Here is a 20,936-nt window from a genome sequence, read left to right as displayed (position 1 = left end):
AGCGGTGCGTTCTCGCGTGCCCAAACAATGGTTCGACAAATGCTTGTCTGGCGCGGCTTCACGTGTAGCCGTAGCGCATCGCGCGCCGGGCACGCTCTCGCCCGCCAATGCGCTCAATGAAGCGCAACCCGCGCGTCTGTTGCACGCGGTCTGATTCGGCCTTGCTGACGCTGCCGTGATGCCGCTGTGGCGGCCCACGGCAGCGTTTGTGCAAACCGTGCGGCACATAACAGACGGCTTGCCCGCGACGCTGGATAGTAGGGTCCAACACAGCGAAGATGATCCGATCCGGGCTCCTGAAGACCGCTCCCGAACCCCGCTGATTTGCTTACGACGAAAGATTGGTTCACCCGCTGCGCAGCGCGCCCTACGCTTGACCCTGTCCGCCAGCTCACCGACCACGTGGCGCTACGGGGTGACGTCCTACGCACTGGCTTCCTTGCAACACAAGCGGGCACACTGACAAGTCGATATCATGAATTCACATATCCGCTACAAGGGGTACGAGGTCGCTCCGGCCGCGCAGTTGCTACCCAATGGCATGTTCGCCGCCAATCTGACCATCGAAAAAACCTCCGCGAACGACGGGAAAGCGTATTCGTTCGACGCGCTCGATTACTTCTTCGACGAGGAACATGCGCTCGCCTATGCATTCCGATGGGGACGTATGTGGGTCGATAACCACCAGTGACGTTGTTCGCGTCGATCGGAGCGGTCATAGCGGTTGCGGGTGTCACGGCTGTCACGAGGGTCGGGGCGGTCGCGGCGCGAACCGGCAAGCGTCGCGCGTCAAAACGGCAGCCGGCTAGCGCCGGCCTCGCTGCCTCGCCCGGCATCGGCTGTTAAGCGCTTGTGCCAGAATAGGCGACACCACGAGTTCGCCCTCTGCACGCCTGCCATGTCCGATACGCCAACCGAGGTTGCCGAAGACCGCTGCCAACGCCCGCTGACTTCGCGCGGTGACTGCCCGCGTGAACACCCCTCCGCACGTTTGCCAGGCGGATCGGCTTGCGCAGACGACTGCCCGACACCCGCCTCCCAGAAGAATCCACCGTGATCGCTTACCCGGCGCTGCCGGCGCTCGCGCCTCGCGCCACGTTTTGCACCGGGTTTCGCACGACCCTCGCGCCGCCAACGCACACGACAAGGAGATGCGGACATGCCATGGACCGTCGATGAACAACTCGCGCTGACCGCCACGCAAGCGGTCGCCGCGATCCAGTCCGGCCGCCTCAAGGCCACCGACTACGTGGCCACGCTGCTCGCACGCGCGGCCGCGCTCTCGAGCCTCAATGCGCTCACCACACTCGAGCTCGACGGCGCGCTCGCCGCCGCGCAGCGCATCGACGCGCTGCCGGCCTCGGCGAAGGCGCTGTTGCCGCTCGCCGGCTTGCCCATCGTCGTCAAGGACAACATCAATACGGCGGGCCTGCAGACTTCGGCGGGCACGCCCGCTCTCGAAGGCTTCATCCCGAAAGCCAACGCTCCTTCGGTGCAACGGCTCATCGACGCCGGCGCGATCGTGCTCGGCAAAGCGAATATGCACGAACTGGCGTTCGGCATCACCAGCACGAACTTCGCCACGCATGCCGGCCCGGTGCGCAATCCCTACGATCCCACGCTGATCCCCGGTGGCTCGTCGGGCGGCACGGCCGTGGCGATCGCCGCGCGCATCGTGCCCGCGGGTCTGGGCACCGACACCGGCGGCTCGACCCGCATCCCGGCTGCGTTGACGGGCACCGCGGGGTTTCGTCCATCGGTCGGCAACGGCGGCGCCGAGCGGCGCTATCACGATCCGAACGCCGTCGTGCCGATCAGCCATACGCGCGACACCGTGGGACCGATGGCGCGCACCGTCGCCGACCTCGCGCTGCTCGACGGCGTGATCACGGGTGCCGGCGCGTTGCCCGAGCTGGCACTGAGCGGCCTGCGCATCGGCCTGCCCGCGCCGTTGTGGGAAGGACTCGAGCGACAGGTGGAAGACGTCGCGCGCGCCGCGTTGACCCGGCTCGAAGCGGCGGGCGTCGTGTTCGTGCCGGTCGCGATGAGCGAACTGGAGCACCTGAACGGCATGGTCGGCGGTCCGGTTGCGATCCACGAAGCGCGCGACGATGTGCTCGCCTGGCTCGTCGCCAACGATGCGCCGGTCAGGACCGTTGCCGATATGGCCGCGCGCATCGCGAGCCCGGACGTGCGCGCGATCTACGACAGCGTACTCGCCGATGTGCTCGGCACCCACTACGCGGCGGCGTTGAACCACTGGCGGCCGCGCCTGCAGCAGTACGTAGCCGCGACGTTCGCCAGCCAGCGCCTCGACGCGCTGCTGTTTCCGACCACGCGTCTGGCCGCCGTGCCGATCGACAACGTGCACGGTTCGTCGACGGTCTCGATCGACGGCGCGCCGCCGCTAGAGACGATGGACGCGTTCCTGCGCAATACCGATCCGGCCAGCACGTCTGGCATTCCGGGACTGTCACTGCCCGCGGGGATGACCGCGAGCGGCCTGCCGGTCGGCCTCGAACTGGATGGTCCGCTTGGCGAGGACCGGCGGCTGCTCGCGATCGGCGTCGCGTTCGAGCAGTTGCTCGGCGTGCTGCCCGCGCCAGTGCTTTGATGCTCGTTGACGCGCTTTGTTGCCCGCTGTCGCCCTCTTTTGCCCTTTGAGTCCGCTAGCCACGCTTTCCGAAAACACCAGCCAACGTGCCGATGACGACACCCACACCCACACCCGCCCACCCGCGGCGGACCCTCTTACGCCATGCGGCCAGATTGGCCGCGGCATTGGCCATCACACTCACCGCCACAGCATGCGCGCGCCTTGCCACGGCCGATTCCGACGCGCTGTGGAAAATCGTCGACATCCGCTGCGTGCCGTCTCAGCAGGCAACCGGCACGCCGGGCCAATGCACGAGTGTCGATCTCGACAAACGCTACGTGATCCTGAAGGATATTGTCGGTCGCTCGCAGCATCTGCTGATTCCGACCGATCGCATCACCGGCATCGAAAGCCCGCTCGTGCTCGCGCCTCATGCGCAGGATTACTGGGTCGACGCGTGGGACTCGCGGCATTACGTCGAGAAGTCGGTCAAGCGTGCGCTGCCGGACAATCAGCTCGGCCTCGTAATCAACTCCGAGTATCGCCGTTCGCAAAACCAGCTGCATATCCATATCGACTGCATGCGCCGCGAGGTCAGCCTGGCGCTCGCGCGTCACGCGAAGGACGCGCCCGGCGAGTGGCGTTGGGATACGCTCGACGGCGAGCGCTACCGGATCATGCGCGTGACTTCACTCGCTCAAGCCAGCAATCCTTTCCGCATCGTCGCGCGTGACAATCAAGGCGCCGGAGCAATGGCGACGCAAACCATCCTCGTGACGGGCGCGGGCCCGTCCGCCGCCACCGACGGCTGGCTGATCCTGAACAGCGGCACCGAAGTCGACAACGGCAGCGGCACGGCCGAAGGCCTGATGGATCACGCATGCCGTGTGGCGGATGCAACCAACGACAGCATGCCCACCAGGATGAGGCTCGATGCCCAGATCGCATCCAGATTGAACCAGCTCCGTGACACGAACTTCAGCCCCAGGTAGCGATAGACCAGCCAGGCCAGGCATCCGCCGGCCACCATCATCGCCGTGCCGTGGACGGCGGAGACAAGCAACGCCATGCGAAGGTTGTAATCGATCAGGGTCTGCGCGGCCCGATGCGCCCGATCCATGCCGTAAGACCGGCAAAGTCCGAGGTAGATCGGCACGAGCATCAGTCCCGCGCCGTACGCAATGGCGATGGCGAAAGACCAGAGTGCGAGCCGTGACGGCGGGATCCGCGCGAGTACACGCGAATGGCGTCTGCGGATCAGAAGATAGGCGCCAAAGCCGATTACGAGCATGCTTGCGCCGGCCTGTATCTCGCGCTGCCATGCGAGCAGCATCGCAAGCATGGCAAAAGGCACCATCACCACGAACATGGCGAGCACGTGCCCTGCCGCGAGATAGCAGAGCGTGACAAGCAGCGCCCGCGCGCGTCGCTGCATCAACCCGCTCGAAACGGCGAGCGGCCATCCCATCGCCGGATTGAGCCCGTGATATATACCACTCGCAAGGATGGCTAACCAAAGGCCGGCCTGCGACCAACCACCCCCGATCAAATGCCCACCGACGGGTAACAGAACGAATCAGTCGAGCAGTCGCCGCCCTCGAGCCGAATCTGGTGAGCCCGGTATCCATCGGGAAAGGTCACCCAATAATCGTCGGCGAGCGAGAGGCCACCACCGGGCTCGGCCCGAGCCATGACCTGTGCCGCGGGGACACCGTCCGGATAGAACTGGTTGTCCCAGCTCGAATAGAGCGAGTTGGTCCAATAGACACGCTTGCCGTCGCGGCTGATCTCAACCATCTGCGGGCCACCCGCGAAGGTTTCACCGTTCGCATGGGGCGTGCGCCGTACGATCCCGCCGATGTGAACCGAGTCGGCAAGCTTCGGCTTGCGGGGATCCGTCACGTCGTATTGGCGCATCTCGCCCGTTCCCCAACAGGCGACGTACAGGAACTTGTCGTCGATGGAGAGATCGATATCCGTGACGAGCGGCGGCACCGCACCGAATCCCTGCAGCAAAGGAGGAAGCAATTCCGCGGCGGCAGGCTCGGGCGGAATGGTTGCGGTCTTCTCGATGTGGAACTGTCCGCCCTCGCGCCACCAGGTCCAGATCGACCCTTCGAGGTTCGTTGTATCGACTACCACACCGATGAACCCGTACTCCCGGCTCGGATCATGCGCAGGCCGCACTTCGAGCGCCATCTGATGATTCGCGCCGAGGTCGATCGTTTGCACGTTGCGTCTCGCCCGCAGATCCCAGAAGTGGATGCGGTGCCCGTACTTGTTCGACAGAAGATCCTCGGCGACGATCCCGTTCTCGAATTGCGGCGGCAATGCCCACTCGCTCGACACCATGTAGTCGCGCGGCAGGTTCCACCAGAAATCGTAGTGTTTCTCCTGCAAACCGCGGTCGATCTCCCAGCGGCCGAGCACATCGAACGTCTCGCAGTCCATGATGAAAATACCCGGCGGCCCGTCGGTGCCATCTTTTCCTTCGCCACCGAGCGTGCTGACGTAAATTCCTTCGGGCCCGCAATGGACCGTATGCGGACGCGAGTAGCCTGTCTTACGGAAGATTTCCTCAGGTTCGATGATCTGGTGAATTCGCGCCTCGGTCGGATGAGGCTTGGTGTCCACGATATAAATGCGCGAGGAGCGCATCCCCGGAATGATCAGATAGCGTCGTTCGAGGAAGGCGTGGCCAGTCAGCGGCGACAGTGCCGATGAGCAGGCATTCCAGCCGAAATGATGGAATTCGTCCCCCTTGTTCGGCACCGGCACCGTGTGAACCACCTTGCTGTAGGTCGCCGAGTCTGGCTTCACGTCGATCACGGCGAGCGCGTCGGGCTGCGAGAAGTCGGGGCTGAGCAGCACCGTGTAGGCGTAGTCTTCCGCGGGCGCATCCATCGCGAGTTTCGGAGATGCGTGGAAGGTCGGATCTGGGCGCATAGCCATGACGAGTCTCTCCTTGTCCAGCTGGTTCTGGATGCAAGAGATTCCGATATTCGCTCACACTCAGTCTTAGATTTGTAGTCCACGGTAGCGGCGAGATCAACCGAAAGTTTCGTCAGCTTTGGTGCGCGCTTCGTTTTTCGTCATTTGTTCTTCCACCCGGGAAGCGCCCATCTATAGGGCGACCCACCACAAACGTGCCCTTCCCGTTTCGGTGAGTCCGGTCAACGAGTAGTCCGAGTGTCCCCTTTGCGCCGCGCGTCACGGGGAGGCGCCGGTCGGATCCGCATCCGCCTGTTTGCGAATGTCCCGAGCATACGCGTTGCATCGGTGCCCGATCACAACCAGAACTACATTTCGAGCGCCGCGCGAGAGATCTCGCACTCAGTACGCCCACGAGGAACCTGGCAAGTCTGCACGTTATCGGCCGGCGAAATCGCGTCGCGTCATTCGAGACGAACGTCTTACGCCTCACCGGTAAGACAGAGGGCGATTCGCTAGCAGAACCTCCAAACGTCCTACGTTTTCAGTCCAATTTTTTTCTCTTTTTCAATGGCATAGGCTCGATTAACGGATTGTTCAGTACAAGAAACTTTCCGCACCCACCTTCTACAAGGCTAATGACATGACGATCTGGCAACACCATCGCCCACCTGGCATCACGGCGCTTACGAAAGGAGCTGAACGTGAAAACTTTATCCCGTGCTACCGGCATATGCATCGCAGTTCTGTCGATCTATGCCACCGATCCGCTGGCGCAGACATTCCGTGCGGTGGATTCATCCACCTCGACGATGCCATCCTCCAGGCATCGGAATTCGCGTGGCCCATCCAGTCAGATCGCCGCCCTCCCCGATGCGACGGTTTTTCCAGCGGCAGACGGCAGCGAGCAGGCCGATGCGCTCCAACAGACGCTCGACCAATTACAGGCCGGCCAGCGTCTGGTGTTCGCACCGGGCCGCTACGTCGTCGGCCATTCGCTCGTGGTGAAGGGCCAGCAGGTTGTCGTGTCAGGATATGGGGCAACGCTAGTCGCAACCAACCCGGAAGATCAGACCATCGTGATGAGCGGCAGTAATTCAACCCTCGTCGGGCTCACTCTGATTGGTACCGGGACAACGCGGCTCACCACGCCAGGTTCGACGAAAGTCGAAGTGACGGGGGCAGGTATTCAGGTGCTTGATGTCACGATCCAGGGCGGTGCCAGTGACGGAATCTTCGTTTTCGGCGGGACAGACATCGCGGTCGTGGGTAACAAGGTGCAGGGGACGCTCGCCGACGGCATCCACACCACGTACGGCTCGCACAACGTGCTTGTCCAGGACAACACCGTCACCGGCACTGGGGATGACATGATTGCCGTAGTGAGCTACCAGGGTGACGGAGCGAGTGTAGCCAGCGCACCTGCGCGTAAATGGACGAATACCGGGCGGAAAGAGGCAGCGGCTTACAAAAGTTTGCGCGAATGTATTCAGTTCCCGGCCGATGCGCGCGTCGGAAAGCACGGGATTTCATCGCGAATGCCGGTTCTCCCACATACTCAATACTTACGACTTGTCATCCTGTTGACTTGGGCTTTGCAGGGAGATCGCCATGTCGGTCTATGTCGATGAAGGGTTCAGGCCCTGTGTGACGGAATGCGCGACGGTCGCATTCCGGGTGTGCTGTGACGATCGCGCGCAGATTTTCGAAGTCAGCGCCGAGGCACTCGTGGCCTTCTGTGGGGCGGCGAGCAAGCGCAAGCGGGATCTGCTCGTCGCGTTCGAAGACGCGCAACTGGAGATCCTGACGGTGGCCGCGCAAAAGTGGACATTCAGACCGAGCGAGCCCGTGCGGCTCGGGCTCGACGAATTCCGAATGATCAGACATTAGCTGTGCCAGAATCATATCCATGACCTGGATTGCCGCCCTGCCGATGTATAACGTCACGCCCGCGCTCGACCTCGAGTGGCGCGAGTGGCTCGACGACGTAGTGCGCCGCGTCAAGCCGGCGTGCCGCATCGTCGAGCCGGACGAGGAGCTGCCTGGCTTCTGGCGGCGCCCCAACCTGCTGCTGTCGCAGACCTGCGGCTATCCGCTGATGCACGGCCTGCACGAGCAGGTTCAATTGATCGCGACGCCGCGCTTCGACGCGCCGGGCTGCGAGGGCGCGCATTATTCGAGCGTGCTGGTGACGCGGGCGGACGCGCAGTTCGATACGCTCGCAGCCTGCCGCGGCGCGCGCGCCGCCTACAACCAGGACGACTCCAACAGCGGCATGAATGTGTTTCGTCACGCGGTCGCTCCGCACTCGCGTGCCGGTATGTTTTTCAGCGCGGTGCTGCGCACTGGTTCGCATCTCGGCTCGTTGCGGGCGGTGGCAGACAATCGCGCGGACGTCGCCGCGGTCGATTGCGTGACCTTCGCTTTCGTCGGCGACGTGATGCCGGACCTGGCGCGGCGGGTTCGCGCGATCGGCATGACGGCGGCGTCGCCGGGTTTGCCGCTGATCGCGTCCGGCACCGTGCCGCCGGCGACCATCGAAGCGCTGCGCGAGGCGCTGAACGAGACACTCGAAATCCGGCCCGAGCGCGCGAAACGCCTGCGTTTGCAGGGCTTTTCGGTTCTACCGCTCACGGACTACGAACGGATCGAACAACTCGAAAACGAAGCGCGCGCCGCCGGCTATGCGCGCCTCGGCTGAGCCGCGAATCTACTGCACGTCCAGCACCAGAAGCTGCGCGCCGTCGGCAACCTGATCGCCGACCCCGTACAGCACTTCCGACACCGTCCCGGCCGCCGGCGCGCCGATCGTGTGCTCCATCTTCATCGCTTCCATTACGAGCAGCGGCGTGCCCTTCTCGACCACCGTGCCCGGTTCGACCAGCACCGCGATCACCTTGCCCGGCATCGGCGCAGTCAAACGGCCTTCGCCGTGCTCGGCATCCGCCGCATGCGCCAGCAGGTTCTGCCATTCGAACGCCAGCGCCTCGCCCAGGCAGAACACATGGAACGTGTCGCCGTCGACGAACACGCGGCCGGTCACGCGCGCATCGCCGATGGTCGCGCGGAACTCGTGCGCGCCCGTGCCGCTGGACCACGAGAAGTCTTCGCGCACGCCGTCATGTGCGAGCGTTTGCGTGCCGCTATCGCGCGCAAACGAAACAGTGAACGCGGTTTCATTGTCGCCGTGGTCGATCTCGCGCCAGCCGAGCGTTTGCGTATAGCCGCCGTTCAGACGCCAGTGCGAAAACGCATCCCACGGCGACGCGCCGTGCGCGGTGCCGCCCTCGCGCGTGAGCAACGCCGCGCAGGCGAGCGCGAGCGCTTCCTTGAAGGGCTTCTTGCGCGGCGCGAATAGCGCATCGTGATGACGCTCGATCAAACCCGTGTCGAGGTCGCCGCTCGCAAACGGCTCGCTCGCGACGATGCTTTGCAGGAACTCGACGTTGGTATGCGGACCGACCACCTCGCACGCACGCAGTGCGCGGCTCAGGCGCGCGAGCGCTTCTTCGCGCGTGGCGCCGTGGACGATCAGCTTGGCGATCATCGGGTCATAGAACGGCGTGATGGTGTCGCCTTCGCGCACGCCGCTGTCGATCCGCACCGGCGCTTTGCGGCCCGACTCGCCCAGGCCGGCCGCATCAATCGCAAACTCCACGCCTTCCGGCATGCGCAGATGCTTGAGCGTGCCCGTCGACGGCAGGAAGCCGCGCGCCGGGTGTTCGGCATAGATACGCGCCTCGATCGCGTGACCGTCCAGCTTCAACTGCTGCTGCGTGAGCGGCAGCGGTTCGTCGGCGGCGACGCGCAGTTGCCATTCCACCAGGTCCTGGCCCGTCACCATCTCGGTGACCGGATGCTCGACCTGCAGGCGCGTGTTCATCTCCATGAAATAGAAATCGCCGCTGCCGGTCATGATGAACTCGACCGTGCCCGCGCCGACGTAATCCACCGCGCGCGCGGCGGCCACCGCCGCTTCGCCCATTTCGCGCTTGAGTTCGGTGCCGAGTCCGGGTGCCGGCGCCTCTTCCAGCACCTTCTGGTGACGCCGCTGCACCGAGCAGTCGCGATCGAACAGATAGACTGCGCCGCCGTGACGGTCCGCGAACACCTGCACCTCCACGTGACGCGGCCGCGTCAGATACTTCTCGATCAGCACGCGATCGTTACCGAAGCTGCTCGCGGCTTCGCGTTTGCACGAGGCCAGCGCCGCCGCGAAATCCGCGCTGCGCCCGACCACGCGCATGCCCTTGCCACCGCCGCCCGCGCTAGCTTTGAGCAGCACCGGATAGCCGATCTCATCCGCCTCACGCTGCAGCAACTGCGGATCCTGATCGTCGCCGTGATAACCGGGCACGAGCGGCACCGCGGCCGCGTGCATCAGCGCTTTCGCGGCGGCCTTCGAGCCCATCGCGGCGATCGCCGCAACCGGCGGTCCGATGAAGACGATGCCGGCTGCCTCGCACGCGTGCGCGAAGTCTTCGTTCTCCGACAGGAAACCATAGCCCGGATGCACCGCTTGCGCGCCGGTGGCGCGCGCGGCTTCGATAATGCGTTCGACACGCAGATAACTCTCCGCCGCCGTCGAACCGCCGATGTGCACGGCTTCGTCACAGGCCGCCACGTGTTTCGCGTTGGCGTCCGCGTCGGAATAGACGGCCACGCTCGCAATGCCGAGCCGCTTGCAGGTCGCGGCAACGCGGCAGGCAATCTCGCCCCGGTTGGCAATCAGGATCTTGTTGAACATGAATGTCTCGATGAAGTGTGCCGTTCGTTCGGGGCTGTTGTTCTGGTCAAGGCGCTACATGCGCCTTGGAAAATGGTCGTGGCTTGCGCGTCAGTTGCGCCAGGCCGGTGTGCGTTTTTCGAGGAACGACGCGACGCCCTCGCGACCTTCCGCGCCGGCCCGCGTACGCGCGATGCGCGCCGCCGTATCTTCGATCAGCGCATCGCTCAACTCACGGCCCGCGATGTCCTGCACGAGTTGCTTGCACGCGCGCACCGCTTGCGGTCCATTCGCACAGAGCGTGTCGGCGATCTGCTGGACGGTGGCGTCGAGCTGCTGCGCGTCGACCGCTTCGCTGACCAAGCCGAGGCGCAACGCCGTCACGCAATCGAACGCCTCGGCGGTGGTGAAATAGCGGCGCGATGCCTGCTCGCCCAACGCGCGAATCACGTAGGGCGCGATGGTCGCCGGAATCAGGCCGAGCCGCGCCTCGGACAGGCAGAACCGTGCGCCCTGCACCGCCACCACGATATCGCAGGCCGCGATCAGGCCCATACCGCCTGCGTACGCGTCGCCGTTCACGCGCGCGATCACCGGCTTGTTGCAGCGATAAACCGACGCCAGCATCTTCGCCAGCAACATCGCGTCGGCGCGGTTCTCGTCGTCCGAGTAACCAGCCATCTTCTTCATCCAGTTCAGATCGGCGCCCGCACAGAACGCCTTGCCGTTCGCGGCGAGCACCACCGCACGCACATCGTCGCGCGCGTTCAGCGCCGTGAACGCCGAGGTTACGTCGGCAATCATCGTTTCGTTGAACGCGTTGCGCACGTCCGGGCGATTCAACGTGACCGTGGCGACCTGTCCGGCAAAGCCGACATTCAGCGTTTCGTATTGCATAGGTTGCAACTCCTGCGCATCGCGCTCTGTCACATTCTGAACACGCCGAAGCGCGTGTCTTCGATCGGCGCGTTCATGCTTGCCGAGAGGCCGAGACCAAGCACGTCGCGCGTTTGCGCCGGGTCGATCACGCCGTCATCCCACAGACGCGCGCTCGCGTAGTACGGGTGGCCCTGATGTTCGTACTGGTCGCGGATCGGCTGCTTGAACGCCTCTTCCTCTTCGGCGCTCCACGCGCCGCCTTTGCCTTCGATACCGTCGCGCTTCACGGTGGCCAGCACCGAGGCCGCCTGTTCGCCGCCCATCACCGAGATGCGCGCGTTCGGCCACATCCACAGGAAGCGCGGCGAATACGCACGGCCGCACATGCCGTAGTTGCCCGCGCCGAACGAGCCGCCGATGATCACGGTGAACTTCGGCACCTTCGCGGTGGCGACCGCCGTCACCATCTTCGCGCCGTTGCGCGCGATGCCTTCGTTTTCGTATTTGCGGCCCACCATGAAGCCGGTGATGTTCTGCAGGAACACCAGCGGAATCTTGCGCTGGCAACACAGCTCGATGAAGTGCGCGCCCTTGAGCGCCGACTCCGAAAACAGAATGCCGTTGTTCGCGATGATGCCGACCGGATGGCCCCAGATGTGCGCGAAGCCGGTGACGAGCGTGGTGCCGTAGCGCGCCTTGAATTCGTCGAACGCCGAGTCGTCGACGATGCGCGCGATCACCTCGCGGATATCGAACGGCTTGCGCGTGTCGACGGGAATCACGCCGTACATGCTCTTCACGTCGTAGCGCGGCGGCTTCGGCTCCTGCAACGCGACCGACGTCTGCCTGGTGCGATTCAGATTGCCGACGATGCTGCGCGCAATCGCCAACGCGTGCGCGTCGTTCTGCGCGAGATGATCGACCACGCCCGACAAACGCGTATGCACGTCGCCGCCGCCGAGGTCTTCCGCGCTCACCACTTCGCCGGTCGCGGCTTTCACGAGCGGCGGACCGCCGAGAAAAATCGTCCCCTGATTCCTGACGATGATCGACTCGTCGCTCATGGCCGGCACATATGCGCCGCCCGCCGTGCAGGAGCCCATCACGACGGCGATCTGCGGAATGCCCGCCGCCGACAGATTCGCCTGGTTGTAGAAGATGCGGCCGAAGTGATCGCGGTCGGGGAACACGTCGTCCTGATTCGGCAGATTCGCGCCGCCCGAGTCGACCAGGTACACGCAGGGCAAATGATTTTCCGCCGCGATTTCCTGAGCCCGCACGTGCTTTTTCACGGTGACCGGATAGTAGGTGCCGCCCTTGACCGTCGCGTCGTTGCAGACGATCAGGCACTCCTGTCCCGCGATCCGGCCAATGCCCGTGATCACGCCCGCGCCCGGCGCGTCGTTGTGATACATGTTGAAGGCGGCGAGTTGCGAGAACTCGAGAAACGGCGTGCCCGGATCGAGCAGCTTTTCGATCCGCTCACGCGGCAGCAGTTTGCCGCGCCCCGTGTGTTTGTCGCGCGCCGCCTGGCCGCCGCCCAGCGCGAGCTTCTCGACCTTGGCGCGCAGATCGGCGACCAGCGCTTCGAGCGCCACCGCGTTGGCGCGAAAGTCGTCCGAGCGCGGATTCAGCTTTGATTCGATGATCGGCATGAAATAGCTTCTCCTGTGTCGATCGGAGTCAGGGCTTTAGCGCTTACTCCGATCCCATGCAAGGTCGTTCCTGTTCGCCGCTTTTTATCGAGGCCGGTGCTCACGCGCCGCGACGCGGCGCGTTTGACGCCCATTTGATGCACATGACCCGCCTGATGCAACGTGCGCCGCAGCGCACGACCCGTCAAAGCGTTTCGGCAAACAGTTCGCGGCCGATCAGCATACGGCGGATTTCGCTCGTGCCCGCGCCGATTTCATAGAGCTTCGCATCGCGCCACAAGCGCCCGACCGGATACTCGTTGATATAGCCATTGCCGCCGAGAATCTGGATCGCTTCGCCGGCCATCCACGTGGCTTTTTCCGCGGTGTAGAGAATCACGCCGGCGCAGTCCTTGCGCACCTGGCGCACGTGCTCCTTGCCGAGCGTATCGAGTTGACGGCCCACCGCGTACAGATACGCGCGGCACGCCTGCAGCGTGGTGTAGAGATCGGCGACCTTGCCCTGAATCAGCTGGAACTCGCCGATCGCCTGGCCAAACTGCTTGCGGTCGTGGATATACGGCACGACCGCGTCCATCACCGCGACCATGATGCCGGTCGGACCGCCCGCGAGCACCGCGCGTTCGTAGTCGAGGCCACTCATCAGCACCTTCACGCCGCCGTTCAGTTGCCCAAGAATGTTTTCTTCCGGCACTTCGACGTTCTCGAACACCAGTTCGCCGGTATGCGAGCCGCGCATGCCGAGCTTGTCGAGCTTCTGCGCAACCGAAAAACCCTTCATGCCTTTCTCGACGATAAACGCGGTAATGCCACGCGAATTCGCTTCGAGATCGGTTTTGGCATAGACCACCAGCGTGTCGCAATCCGGGCCGTTGGTGATCCACATCTTCGTGCCGTTGAGCACATAGCGGTCGCCCTTCTTGTCCGCGCGCAGCTTCATGCTGACGACGTCCGAGCCGGCGTTCGGCTCGCTCATCGCGAGTGCGCCGACATGTTCGCCGGAGACTAGTTTGGGCAGGTATTTCTGCTTTTGCGCGTCGGTGCCGTTGCGGTGAATCTGGTTGACGCACAGATTCGAATGCGCGCCATAAGAAAGCCCGACCGAAGCCGACGCGCGCGAGATCTCTTCCATCGCGATCATGTGCGCGGTGTAGCCCATGTTCGCGCCGCCGTATTCCTCCGAGACCGTCATGCCGAGCACGCCGAGATCGCCGAACTTGCGCCACAGGTCCATCGGGAACTGATCCGTGCGATCGATTTCCGCGGCACGCGGGGCGATTTCCTTGGCGGCGAATCCCGCAATGCTGTCACGCAGCATTTCGATTTCTTCACCGAGCGGGAACTGCAAACCGGGCAGGTTGCGCATTGCTGTGTCTCCAGAGTTCGTTGGCGGCCGGTCAGCCTTGCTGGGCGCCGGCGGGTCCGGGTGCGGTTCGGCGGCTGGTGGCGGCAGCGGTGGCCTGCTGGGCCGCCGCTGCCATCCCGCACGAGACGCAATAGTTTCAACGCGCATTTCACGCTAGATTGACGTAAGCGTCAATAGGTATTTTTGAGTGTTACTCAGAAAATGTTCTAGCCTGCCACAGATGCTTGCTCCCGTGATAGGATCGCCGTCATCAGGCTCATTGGGGTCATTGAACTCATTGAGCGCACCCAATCGGCCCGCTTCGCGATCCCAATTCGCGTCACAAATCTGAACTTGACTCATATGACGGCTGCCGTGAAGGCCGAGTTACCTGTCTCGCGCCGCCAGCCGGCCGGGCGCAAATCGCAGCAACGCGTGAAAGAGATTCTTCAGGCGGGGCGCGACGTCTTCTCCGAAAAAGGCTACGAGCGCGCGACCACCGCGGAGATCGCGCAGCGTCTGGGCATTTCCGAGGCGACCGTGTTCAGCTATTTCCGCGGCAAGCGCGAGCTGTGCGCGCGCGTGATCGGCGACTGGTACGACGAGATCATCGAAGCCATCGAGTCCGGCTTGCCGCGCGACGGCAATCTGCGCCAGCAGTTCGCTTTCATCGTGCGCACGCATTTGCGGCTGATGCTGGTCAACGGCACCGATCTGTGCGCGCTGGTGTTGTCCGAAGGCCGCGCCCGCCACCATGAGTTGAGCGAGGCGCTGACCGAACTGCAGCGCCGCTATACCGCGCCGTTGATGCGCGTGTTGGCGCAAGGCCAGGAGACCGGGCAGATTCGCGCGGACATGCCGTTGCGTTTATTGCGCTCGATGGTGTTCGGGCCGATGGAGCATGTGTTGTGGGACGCCACGCTCACAAACCGGCAGATCGACATCGACGCGACCGCGGATCGGTTGATCGACGTGTTGTGGACCGCGCTCACGCCGCCTGATCTGGCGGTGACTGCGTTGCAGCAGTTCAGAGTGGAAGTGGCGGAGGCGAACCGCCGCTTCGAAGAAGCCGCGCGCCGTTCGCCGGGCACACCGCACGACGCATAGCGGGCCGCGTTTCACCATTCTGCACGAGCGAGGTTCTCCGCTTCTGTCCGCCGGCTCAAAAGACGCTAATCTACTGCTTCGACGCCGTAGCCAGAAGGAGAACCCAAGTGGCTGAAGCAAAAAGCGCAAAGAGCGCGAAACCCGCTAAACCCGCGAAATCCACCAACACCGCGAACATCCGCATCGGCATCGGCGGCTGGACCTATGCGCCGTGGCGCGGCACCTTCTACCCGTCGGACCTTACGCAAAGCCGCGAACTCGAATACGCGAGCCAGAACCTTACGTCGATAGAAATCAACGGCACGTTTTACGGTTTGCAAAAGCCGGCGAGTTACGAGAAGTGGTATCAGGAAACCCCGGACGATTTCGTCTTCTCGCTGAAAGCGCCGCGCTACGCGACCAACAGAAAAGTCCTTGCCGACGCCGGTGAAACGATCGAACGCTTCTTCGCGAGCGGCGTGCTGCTGCTCAAACAGAAACTCGGTCCGATCAACTGGCAATTCGCGACGACCAAGAAATTCGACCACGAAGACTTCGAGGCCTTTCTGAAATTGCTGCCGGCCAGCATCGAAGGCCACAAGCTCAGGCACGCAATCGAAGTCCGCAACGACACGTTCAAGACTCCGGAATTCATCGCGCTCGCGAGGAAATACAAAGTCGCGGTGGTGCTGGCGGGCGACAGCGAATACCCGCAAATCGCCGACCTCACCGCGCCGTTCGTCTACGCCCGCATCATGGGCACGACCGACAAACAGGCCAAAGGCTATTCGGCCAAAGCGCTCGACGCATGGGCCGAACGCGCGCGCCAGCTGGCCGCGGGCACGACGCCGGACGATCTGGAAACTTCCGCCGAGCCACCCGCAGACCCAGCGGCGCGCGACGTCTACCTGTACGTGATCAGCGGCTTCAAGGAACGCAATCCGGCCGCCGCGATGGCGCTGATCAAGAAACTCTGATCCGCCGCGTTCCGGCCACCGCAAGCGGGTGTCATAATCGCGCCAGCGAACCGACGCAAACGCAACGCACATTCAACGCAAGCACAACGCAACCCCATTGCAGAGTCCCCGCGAAATCAGCGCAGCGACACTCGCACATTCAAGCGGCCAGGCCGCCCCATCATCAAGGTCCGGGAGAACATTTTGAGCGCCATCGACAATCCTTCGCACGATCAGGAAGTCGGCTCGGCCGACGCCACCCAGGACACCACGCGCATCGACGACGTTCGGATCGGCGCGGTACGTCCGTTGATTTCCCCTGCGTTGTTGCAGGACGAACTGCCGGTGCCGCCTTCGGTGCAGACGCTCGTCGAAAAAACGCGCACGGAAATCGCCGACATTCTGCACGGCCGCGGCGACCGGCTCGTGTTGATCGTAGGCCCCTGTTCGATTCACGACCACGACGAGGCGATCGAATACGCACGCAAGCTCAAGGCCGCGGCCGACTCCCACAAGGACGATCTGCTGATCGTGATGCGCGTGTACTTCGAGAAGCCCCGCACCACGGTCGGCTGGAAAGGCTATATCAACGACCCGCGGCTGGATGGCAGCTTCCGCATCAACGAAGGTCTGCGTCTCGCGCGGCAATTGCTGCTCGACATCAACGGTCTCGGACTGCCCACCGCCACCGAATTTCTCGACCTGCTCAGCCCGCAATACATTGCCGATCTGATCGCGTGGGGCGCCATCGGTGCACGCACGACGGAGAGCCAGAGTCATCGGCAACTGGCTTCGGGGTTGAGCTGCCCGATCGGTTTCAAGAACGGCACCGACGGCGGCGTGCAGATCGCTGCGGACGCAATCGTCGCGGCGCGCGCGAGCCATGCGTTCATGGGCATGACGAAAATGGGCATGGCCGCGATCTTCGAAACGCGTGGCAACGACGACGCGCACGTGATCCTGCGCGGCGGCAAGAAAGGACCGAACTACGACAGCGCGTCGGTGGAGGCCACCTGTGCCGCGCTCAGATCAGCGGGTCTGCGCGAGCAGGTCATGATCGACTGTTCGCATGCGAACTCGGGCAAATCGCATTTGCGTCAACTGGAGGTGGTGCAGGATCTGGCGCAGCAGTTGTCGCAGCGCGAGCGCCGCATTATCGGCGTCATGCTGGAGAGTCATCTGGAAGAAGGCCGTCAGGATCTGAAGGCCGGTGTGCCGTTGCGTTACGGCGTATCGATCACGGATGCCTGCGTGAGCTGGGCGCAAACCGAGCCGGTGCTCGACACCCTCGCCGACGCAACCCGCAAGCGCCGCGCGGGCTGAGCGCGCCGCGAACCGCCGGCGCAACGCTCATCTCACTCACGCAACTCAGGCACACGCGCCGCACCAGCCGCCGATCAGTCCAGCTTACCGGGGCTTACCGGGGATGGGCAGCGCGTGATTCCTCACGCCCGAGGCATGGCTCGCCGCGCGCTTCACAGCGCACGTGGATGCTCCGGCGTGAAGCGCGTTGCATTACGACGCGTTGACTGCTTCCTTGAATGCCTTGCCGGCGGTGAACTTCACCGTCTTCGCTGCCGCGATCTGGATCTCGGCACCGGTCGACGGATTGCGGCCTACGCGTGCTGCGCGCGCGCCGGTCGAGAAAGAACCGAAACCGACCAGTTGCACCGTGTCGCCGCTCACCACGGCTTTGGTCACCGCTTCGACGATCGCGTCGATGGTTTGGCCGGTGGCCGCTTTGCTTTCGCCCGTTGCTGCGGCGACTGCATCAATCAGTTCCTGTTTGTTCATAGCACATCCCGTATGGTAATCATGGAACCGGCGCCACATCTGTTGCGCCGGGACCGACACACTAACGCATAGGCGCGCATTCGCGCAAACCTTCGGTGTAAGGCTTGTATCACCCGCCCAGAGCCAATTTGACGATTTTTCGTTGCAAAGTGCCATAAGAATCGCGCGCTTACGCGTTTCTGGCGCTTTCCACGCGTTGACCACGTATCACAATCCGTTGCAATTTCAGTGCTTTAGCGCCGTGCAAAGCTCCGCCAGCAGGCTTTTTTGCCATGTTGCGGTGGATCGCAGAGAGTCGGCATGGCCGGGCGTAAAGCCCCGCGATTCAAGAATCCGGGAGGAATAAAAAAAATGAAGTTTCGCCATATTGCAACATGTGCGCTGCTCGCCGCGATGTCTTGCGCCGCCTCGGCTGCCGACGACAACGGCTGCGCAACCCTGGTCGGCGCAGCCAGTTCAGCTTCGCCCCAAGGCTTCCAGATGCGCGACGGTGAACCCGTCGACCTCGTCAGCGGCGCGAAAACGGTCCACGGCAAACTGCTGGTTTTCAGCGACGGCGGCGATTTCCGAGCCTCCTGGCAACCCGACAACAGCCCGGAAAAATACGTGCTGGCGAATGCCGGCGTGAATACGATCCGCCTCGTGTCGACTCCGCCACAAGGCACACCGGCCAGAAGCGGCGAACCCGGCACGACCGTTCCGCCCCAACGCGTGTTGTCATGCCCAGCGCTTTGAATCGGTAAAAAACACGCCGGGCGCTACGCACTGCACGGCATAAATGACTTGTGCTCCGTTGCTGCGAGGTCGTAGTTGCCGCTTGCCCAGCGCCCGATTTATTTCCTTTTGAAAGGCACTCAAGGTCTCGCCTGCACTGCCGATATACAAAGCTGCGTGCGCGGCGCAAACGTTAAAGGGAAGGGAATGGTTCGGCTAGCCAGATTGAGGGAAGCGCTGTCGGTCGCGGAGGGCGACCCCGATCTGGTGTGCTCGCAAGTCCAGGCGTTCAGCCGTCAGATACCGCTTCTTTATTTCATCCTGCTCGTCAACACGATGGCCGTCACGGTCACGCATCTGGGCAGTGCGCCAGCCTGGTTATCCATCTATGTGCCCGCGGCGCTTTGCGCGCTGTGCGTGATCCGTTGCGTACGGTGGTGGCGCGTCCGGCACCGGGTACTCACACACGACCAGGCTGTGCCCGAATTGCGCAAGCTGACCTGGCTCGCCGGCATGTTCGGCGCCGCGTTCAGCAGCTGGTCGCTTCTGCTGTTTCCTTACGGCACCGCCTTCGAGCAGGCGCAGGTCGCGTTCTACATGGCGACCACGCTGGTCGGCTGCGTATTCTGCCTGATGCACCTGCGCACGGCCGCCCTGTTTCTGCTTTCAATCGTTATCCTAAGCTTCTTTACCTTCCTCGTTTTCACCGGCTATCCGGTGTTCATCGCGATGGCGATCGACATGACGCTGGTCGGCGTCGCGCTTGCCGTCAACATTCAGCTCTATTACCAGACCTTCGCCGACGTGGTGCACGCGCAGCGCGAGTTGCAGGCGAGCCAGCAGAAAACGCAGGGGCTCAGCGACGACAACTTCCGGCTCGCGAGCATCGACAGTCTGACCGACCTGCCCAACCGGCGCAGCTTCTTCGCATCGCTGCGCGCGCTGTCGGAACAGGCGCTCGCCACGGGGACCGGCTTCAATGTCGGGCTGATCGACCTCGACGGCTTCAAACAGGTCAACGACATCTACGGGCACGCGAGCGGCGACCTGGTCCTTCAGGAAGTCGGCTTGCGCTTGCTCGCGCAGGCCGACCCGGGCCTGTTCTTTGCGCGCCTCGGCGGCGATGAATTCGGCGTGCTCGTGCAGCACAAGCAATCGAACGAGATGCTCGTCGAGTTGGGACAGCGCATTTGCGACGCGCTCAGCGCGCCGTATCGCGTGGCCGGCAATGTCGCCGAGTTGTCGGGAACGATCGGCTGGGCCGCGTTTCCGGAAGCCGGCACGACGGTCGCGCAGGTGTTCGAACGCGCCGACGCCGCGCTGTATTTCGGCAAGGAAAGCCGTCGCGGAACGCCGGTGATTTTCTCGACCGAGCATGAAACGCGCATCCGGCGCTCGAGTCTCGTCACCCAGGAACTGCGCCATGCCGACCTCGAAGCGGACCTGTTTCTGGAATTCCAGCCGATTTACGATCTCCTCACGCACCGCCCCATCGGTCTGGAAGCGCTCGGACGCTGGCATAACGCGCGGCTCGGCACGGTCAAGCCGGAAGAATTCATTCGGATTGCCGAGCGTACCGAACTGATTCTGCGCATCACCGAAGTGTTGTTGCGCAAAGCACTCGACGAAGTCTCGCGCTGGCCGGGCGAGCTGTTTCTATCGTTCAATCTGTCCGCGATCGACATCTCGACTTCGGCGCGCGCCCGCCGCCTGATCGAGATCGTGTCGGCAAGCGGCGTGCCGCCGCATCGCGTGTCGTTCGAGATCACGGAGACCGCCGTGACGCGCGATTTCGAACAGGCCCGCAGCTCGCTCACGATGATCAAACAGGCCGGTTGCCGCGTTTCGCTCGACGACTTCGGCACCGGCTATTCGAGCCTGAGCTACGTGCATCGTTTGCCGTTCGATACGATCAAGATCGACCGCAGCTTCGTGACCGACGTGGACTCGAACAGCGCGTCGAAGAAGATCGTCAAGTCGGTGCTCGACCTGTGCAGGAACCTCGGGCTCGAATGTGTGGTGGAAGGGCTCGAAACGGCGTCGCAAGCCGGGGTCGTCAAGGCGCTCGGCGCGCGCGGTGCAGGGCTATCTGTTCAGCCGGCCGATGCGGGCAAGCGCCGTTGCCTGCTACTTGCAGACGGTGCCCGCGCAGGCTTATGCGGTGGAGGTGCAGGGGTAGTCCGGCTGCGCCTGCGCGCCGCGCCGGGTTGTGCGGGCTGTGCTGTGTTGTGCCGGAGCGTGCTGCGCCGGGCTG

16 protein-coding genes and 2 pseudogenes are annotated in these 20,936 nt (G+C 63.5%); 11 read left to right on the top strand and 7 right to left on the bottom strand.

Annotation, left to right across the window (positions count from 1 at the left end):
- Window positions 1-475: 475 nt before the first annotated feature.
- The 3 genes from HV744_RS17625 (at window position 476) to HV744_RS17615 (ending at window position 3,588) form a co-directional block, all read left to right on the top strand.
- On the top strand, window positions 476-691 hold the full coding sequence (locus HV744_RS17625; RefSeq protein WP_175150742.1) for a transcriptional regulator: 216 nt from the start codon (window positions 476-478) through the stop codon (window positions 689-691).
- Between the two features lie 468 nt (window positions 692-1,159).
- A complete protein-coding gene (gene iaaH, locus HV744_RS17620) occupies window positions 1,160-2,614 on the top strand; it encodes an indoleacetamide hydrolase (RefSeq protein WP_175150741.1) in 1,455 nt (484 codons plus the stop codon).
- A 92-nt stretch (window positions 2,615-2,706) separates the two neighbouring features.
- The gene (locus tag HV744_RS17615; protein WP_175150740.1) at window positions 2,707-3,588 is read left to right on the top strand and encodes a CDP-diacylglycerol diphosphatase; all 882 of its coding nucleotides are present in this window, start codon (window positions 2,707-2,709) and stop codon (window positions 3,586-3,588) included.
- Here HV744_RS17615 and HV744_RS17610 read toward each other — a convergent pair.
- Both HV744_RS17610 and HV744_RS17605 read right to left on the bottom strand, forming a co-directional pair.
- Window positions 3,471-4,145, bottom strand: a complete 675-nt coding sequence (locus HV744_RS17610; RefSeq protein ID WP_175150739.1) for a hypothetical protein — start codon at window positions 4,143-4,145, stop codon at window positions 3,471-3,473. The two genes, HV744_RS17615 and HV744_RS17610, sit on opposite strands and share 118 nt — an antisense overlap.
- Entirely contained in the window at window positions 4,142-5,548 is a 1,407-nt protein-coding gene (locus HV744_RS17605) for a selenium-binding protein SBP56-related protein (protein ID WP_175150738.1), read from the bottom strand. Before HV744_RS17605 ends, HV744_RS17610 begins: the two co-directional genes overlap by 4 nt.
- A 791-nt stretch (window positions 5,549-6,339) precedes the next feature.
- Here HV744_RS17605 and HV744_RS17600 point away from each other — a divergent pair.
- The 3 genes and pseudogenes from HV744_RS17600 to HV744_RS17590 all read left to right on the top strand — a co-directional run.
- Window positions 6,340-6,930: pseudogene (locus HV744_RS17600) on the top strand (right-handed parallel beta-helix repeat-containing protein); the annotation flags it as partial.
- Between the two features lie 208 nt (window positions 6,931-7,138).
- Window positions 7,139-7,417, top strand: a complete 279-nt coding sequence (locus HV744_RS17595) for a DUF1488 family protein (protein ID WP_175150737.1) — start codon at window positions 7,139-7,141, stop codon at window positions 7,415-7,417.
- A gap of 19 nt (window positions 7,418-7,436) precedes the next feature.
- Window positions 7,437-8,228, top strand: a complete 792-nt coding sequence (locus HV744_RS17590) for a phosphate/phosphite/phosphonate ABC transporter substrate-binding protein (protein ID WP_175150736.1) — start codon at window positions 7,437-7,439, stop codon at window positions 8,226-8,228.
- A 9-nt stretch (window positions 8,229-8,237) separates the two neighbouring features.
- On the opposite strand, the gene HV744_RS17585 is transcribed toward HV744_RS17590, so the two are convergent.
- From HV744_RS17585 to HV744_RS17570, 4 genes are all read right to left on the bottom strand, one after another.
- On the bottom strand, window positions 8,238-10,274 hold the full coding sequence (locus HV744_RS17585) for an acetyl/propionyl/methylcrotonyl-CoA carboxylase subunit alpha (protein WP_175150735.1): 2,037 nt from the start codon (window positions 10,272-10,274) through the stop codon (window positions 8,238-8,240).
- Between the two features lie 90 nt (window positions 10,275-10,364).
- Window positions 10,365-11,150, bottom strand: coding sequence for an enoyl-CoA hydratase/isomerase family protein (locus tag HV744_RS17580; RefSeq protein ID WP_175150734.1), 786 nt, complete (start codon window positions 11,148-11,150; stop codon window positions 10,365-10,367).
- Between the two features lie 29 nt (window positions 11,151-11,179).
- Window positions 11,180-12,787, bottom strand: coding sequence for a carboxyl transferase domain-containing protein (locus tag HV744_RS17575; protein ID WP_175150733.1), 1,608 nt, complete (start codon window positions 12,785-12,787; stop codon window positions 11,180-11,182).
- Window positions 12,788-12,971: 184 nt separating this feature from the next.
- The gene (locus tag HV744_RS17570; protein WP_175150732.1) at window positions 12,972-14,153 is read right to left on the bottom strand and encodes an isovaleryl-CoA dehydrogenase; all 1,182 of its coding nucleotides are present in this window, start codon (window positions 14,151-14,153) and stop codon (window positions 12,972-12,974) included.
- 342 nt (window positions 14,154-14,495) lie between these two features.
- Between HV744_RS17570 and HV744_RS17565 the strand changes: the two genes are divergently transcribed.
- The 3 genes from HV744_RS17565 (at window position 14,496) to HV744_RS17555 (ending at window position 17,497) form a co-directional block, all read left to right on the top strand.
- Window positions 14,496-15,239, top strand: coding sequence for a TetR/AcrR family transcriptional regulator (locus HV744_RS17565; protein ID WP_175150790.1), 744 nt, complete (start codon window positions 14,496-14,498; stop codon window positions 15,237-15,239).
- 107 nt (window positions 15,240-15,346) lie between these two features.
- A complete protein-coding gene (locus tag HV744_RS17560) occupies window positions 15,347-16,195 on the top strand; it encodes a DUF72 domain-containing protein (RefSeq protein WP_425497750.1) in 849 nt (282 codons plus the stop codon).
- A 183-nt stretch (window positions 16,196-16,378) separates the two neighbouring features.
- The gene (locus HV744_RS17555; protein ID WP_281363652.1) at window positions 16,379-17,497 is read left to right on the top strand and encodes a 3-deoxy-7-phosphoheptulonate synthase; all 1,119 of its coding nucleotides are present in this window, start codon (window positions 16,379-16,381) and stop codon (window positions 17,495-17,497) included.
- 192 nt (window positions 17,498-17,689) lie between these two features.
- Here HV744_RS17555 and HV744_RS17550 read toward each other — a convergent pair whose 3' ends face one another.
- A complete protein-coding gene (locus HV744_RS17550) occupies window positions 17,690-17,968 on the bottom strand; it encodes an HU family DNA-binding protein (RefSeq protein WP_042324988.1) in 279 nt (92 codons plus the stop codon).
- Window positions 17,969-18,319: 351 nt separating this feature from the next.
- Here HV744_RS17550 and HV744_RS17545 point away from each other — a divergent pair, with 351 nt between their 5' ends.
- Both HV744_RS17545 and HV744_RS17540 read left to right on the top strand, forming a co-directional pair.
- Window positions 18,320-18,703: a hypothetical protein gene (locus HV744_RS17545; RefSeq protein ID WP_175150787.1), complete on the top strand. Its 384-nt coding sequence runs from the start codon at window positions 18,320-18,322 to the stop codon at window positions 18,701-18,703.
- 186 nt (window positions 18,704-18,889) lie between these two features.
- Window positions 18,890-20,861: pseudogene (locus HV744_RS17540) on the top strand (putative bifunctional diguanylate cyclase/phosphodiesterase).
- The last annotated feature ends 75 nt before the right edge of the window (window positions 20,862-20,936 follow it).

Source organism: Paraburkholderia ultramafica (assembly GCF_902859915.1).
Taxonomy (GTDB): Bacteria; Pseudomonadota; Gammaproteobacteria; order Burkholderiales; family Burkholderiaceae; genus Paraburkholderia; species Paraburkholderia ultramafica.
The sequence above is the reverse complement of the archived record's forward strand: the minus strand, read 5'-3'. Positions and strand labels throughout refer to the sequence as shown.

Bases quoted from the DNA above. Each gene is read 5' to 3' on its own strand.
- HV744_RS17595 (WP_175150737.1), top strand. From the start codon at position 7,139: ATGTCGGTCTATGTCGATGAAGGGTTCAGGCCCTGTGTGACGGAATGC.
- HV744_RS17545 (WP_175150787.1), top strand. From the start codon at position 18,320: ATGAAGTTTCGCCATATTGCAACATGTGCGCTGCTCGCCGCGATGTCT.
- iaaH (WP_175150741.1), top strand. From the start codon at position 1,160: ATGCCATGGACCGTCGATGAACAACTCGCGCTGACCGCCACGCAAGCG.
- HV744_RS17570 (WP_175150732.1), bottom strand. From the start codon at position 14,153: ATGCGCAACCTGCCCGGTTTGCAGTTCCCGCTCGGTGAAGAAATCGAA.
- HV744_RS17580 (WP_175150734.1), bottom strand. From the start codon at position 11,150: ATGCAATACGAAACGCTGAATGTCGGCTTTGCCGGACAGGTCGCCACG.
- HV744_RS17590 (WP_175150736.1), top strand. From the start codon at position 7,437: ATGACCTGGATTGCCGCCCTGCCGATGTATAACGTCACGCCCGCGCTC.
- HV744_RS17615 (WP_175150740.1), top strand. From the start codon at position 2,707: ATGACGACACCCACACCCACACCCGCCCACCCGCGGCGGACCCTCTTA.
- HV744_RS17550 (WP_042324988.1), bottom strand. From the start codon at position 17,968: ATGAACAAACAGGAACTGATTGATGCAGTCGCCGCAGCAACGGGCGAA.
- HV744_RS17625 (WP_175150742.1), top strand. From the start codon at position 476: ATGAATTCACATATCCGCTACAAGGGGTACGAGGTCGCTCCGGCCGCG.
- HV744_RS17565 (WP_175150790.1), top strand. From the start codon at position 14,496: ATGACGGCTGCCGTGAAGGCCGAGTTACCTGTCTCGCGCCGCCAGCCG.
- HV744_RS17575 (WP_175150733.1), bottom strand. From the start codon at position 12,787: ATGCCGATCATCGAATCAAAGCTGAATCCGCGCTCGGACGACTTTCGC.
- HV744_RS17605 (WP_175150738.1), bottom strand. From the start codon at position 5,548: ATGGCTATGCGCCCAGATCCGACCTTCCACGCATCTCCGAAACTCGCG.
- HV744_RS17585 (WP_175150735.1), bottom strand. From the start codon at position 10,274: ATGTTCAACAAGATCCTGATTGCCAACCGGGGCGAGATTGCCTGCCGC.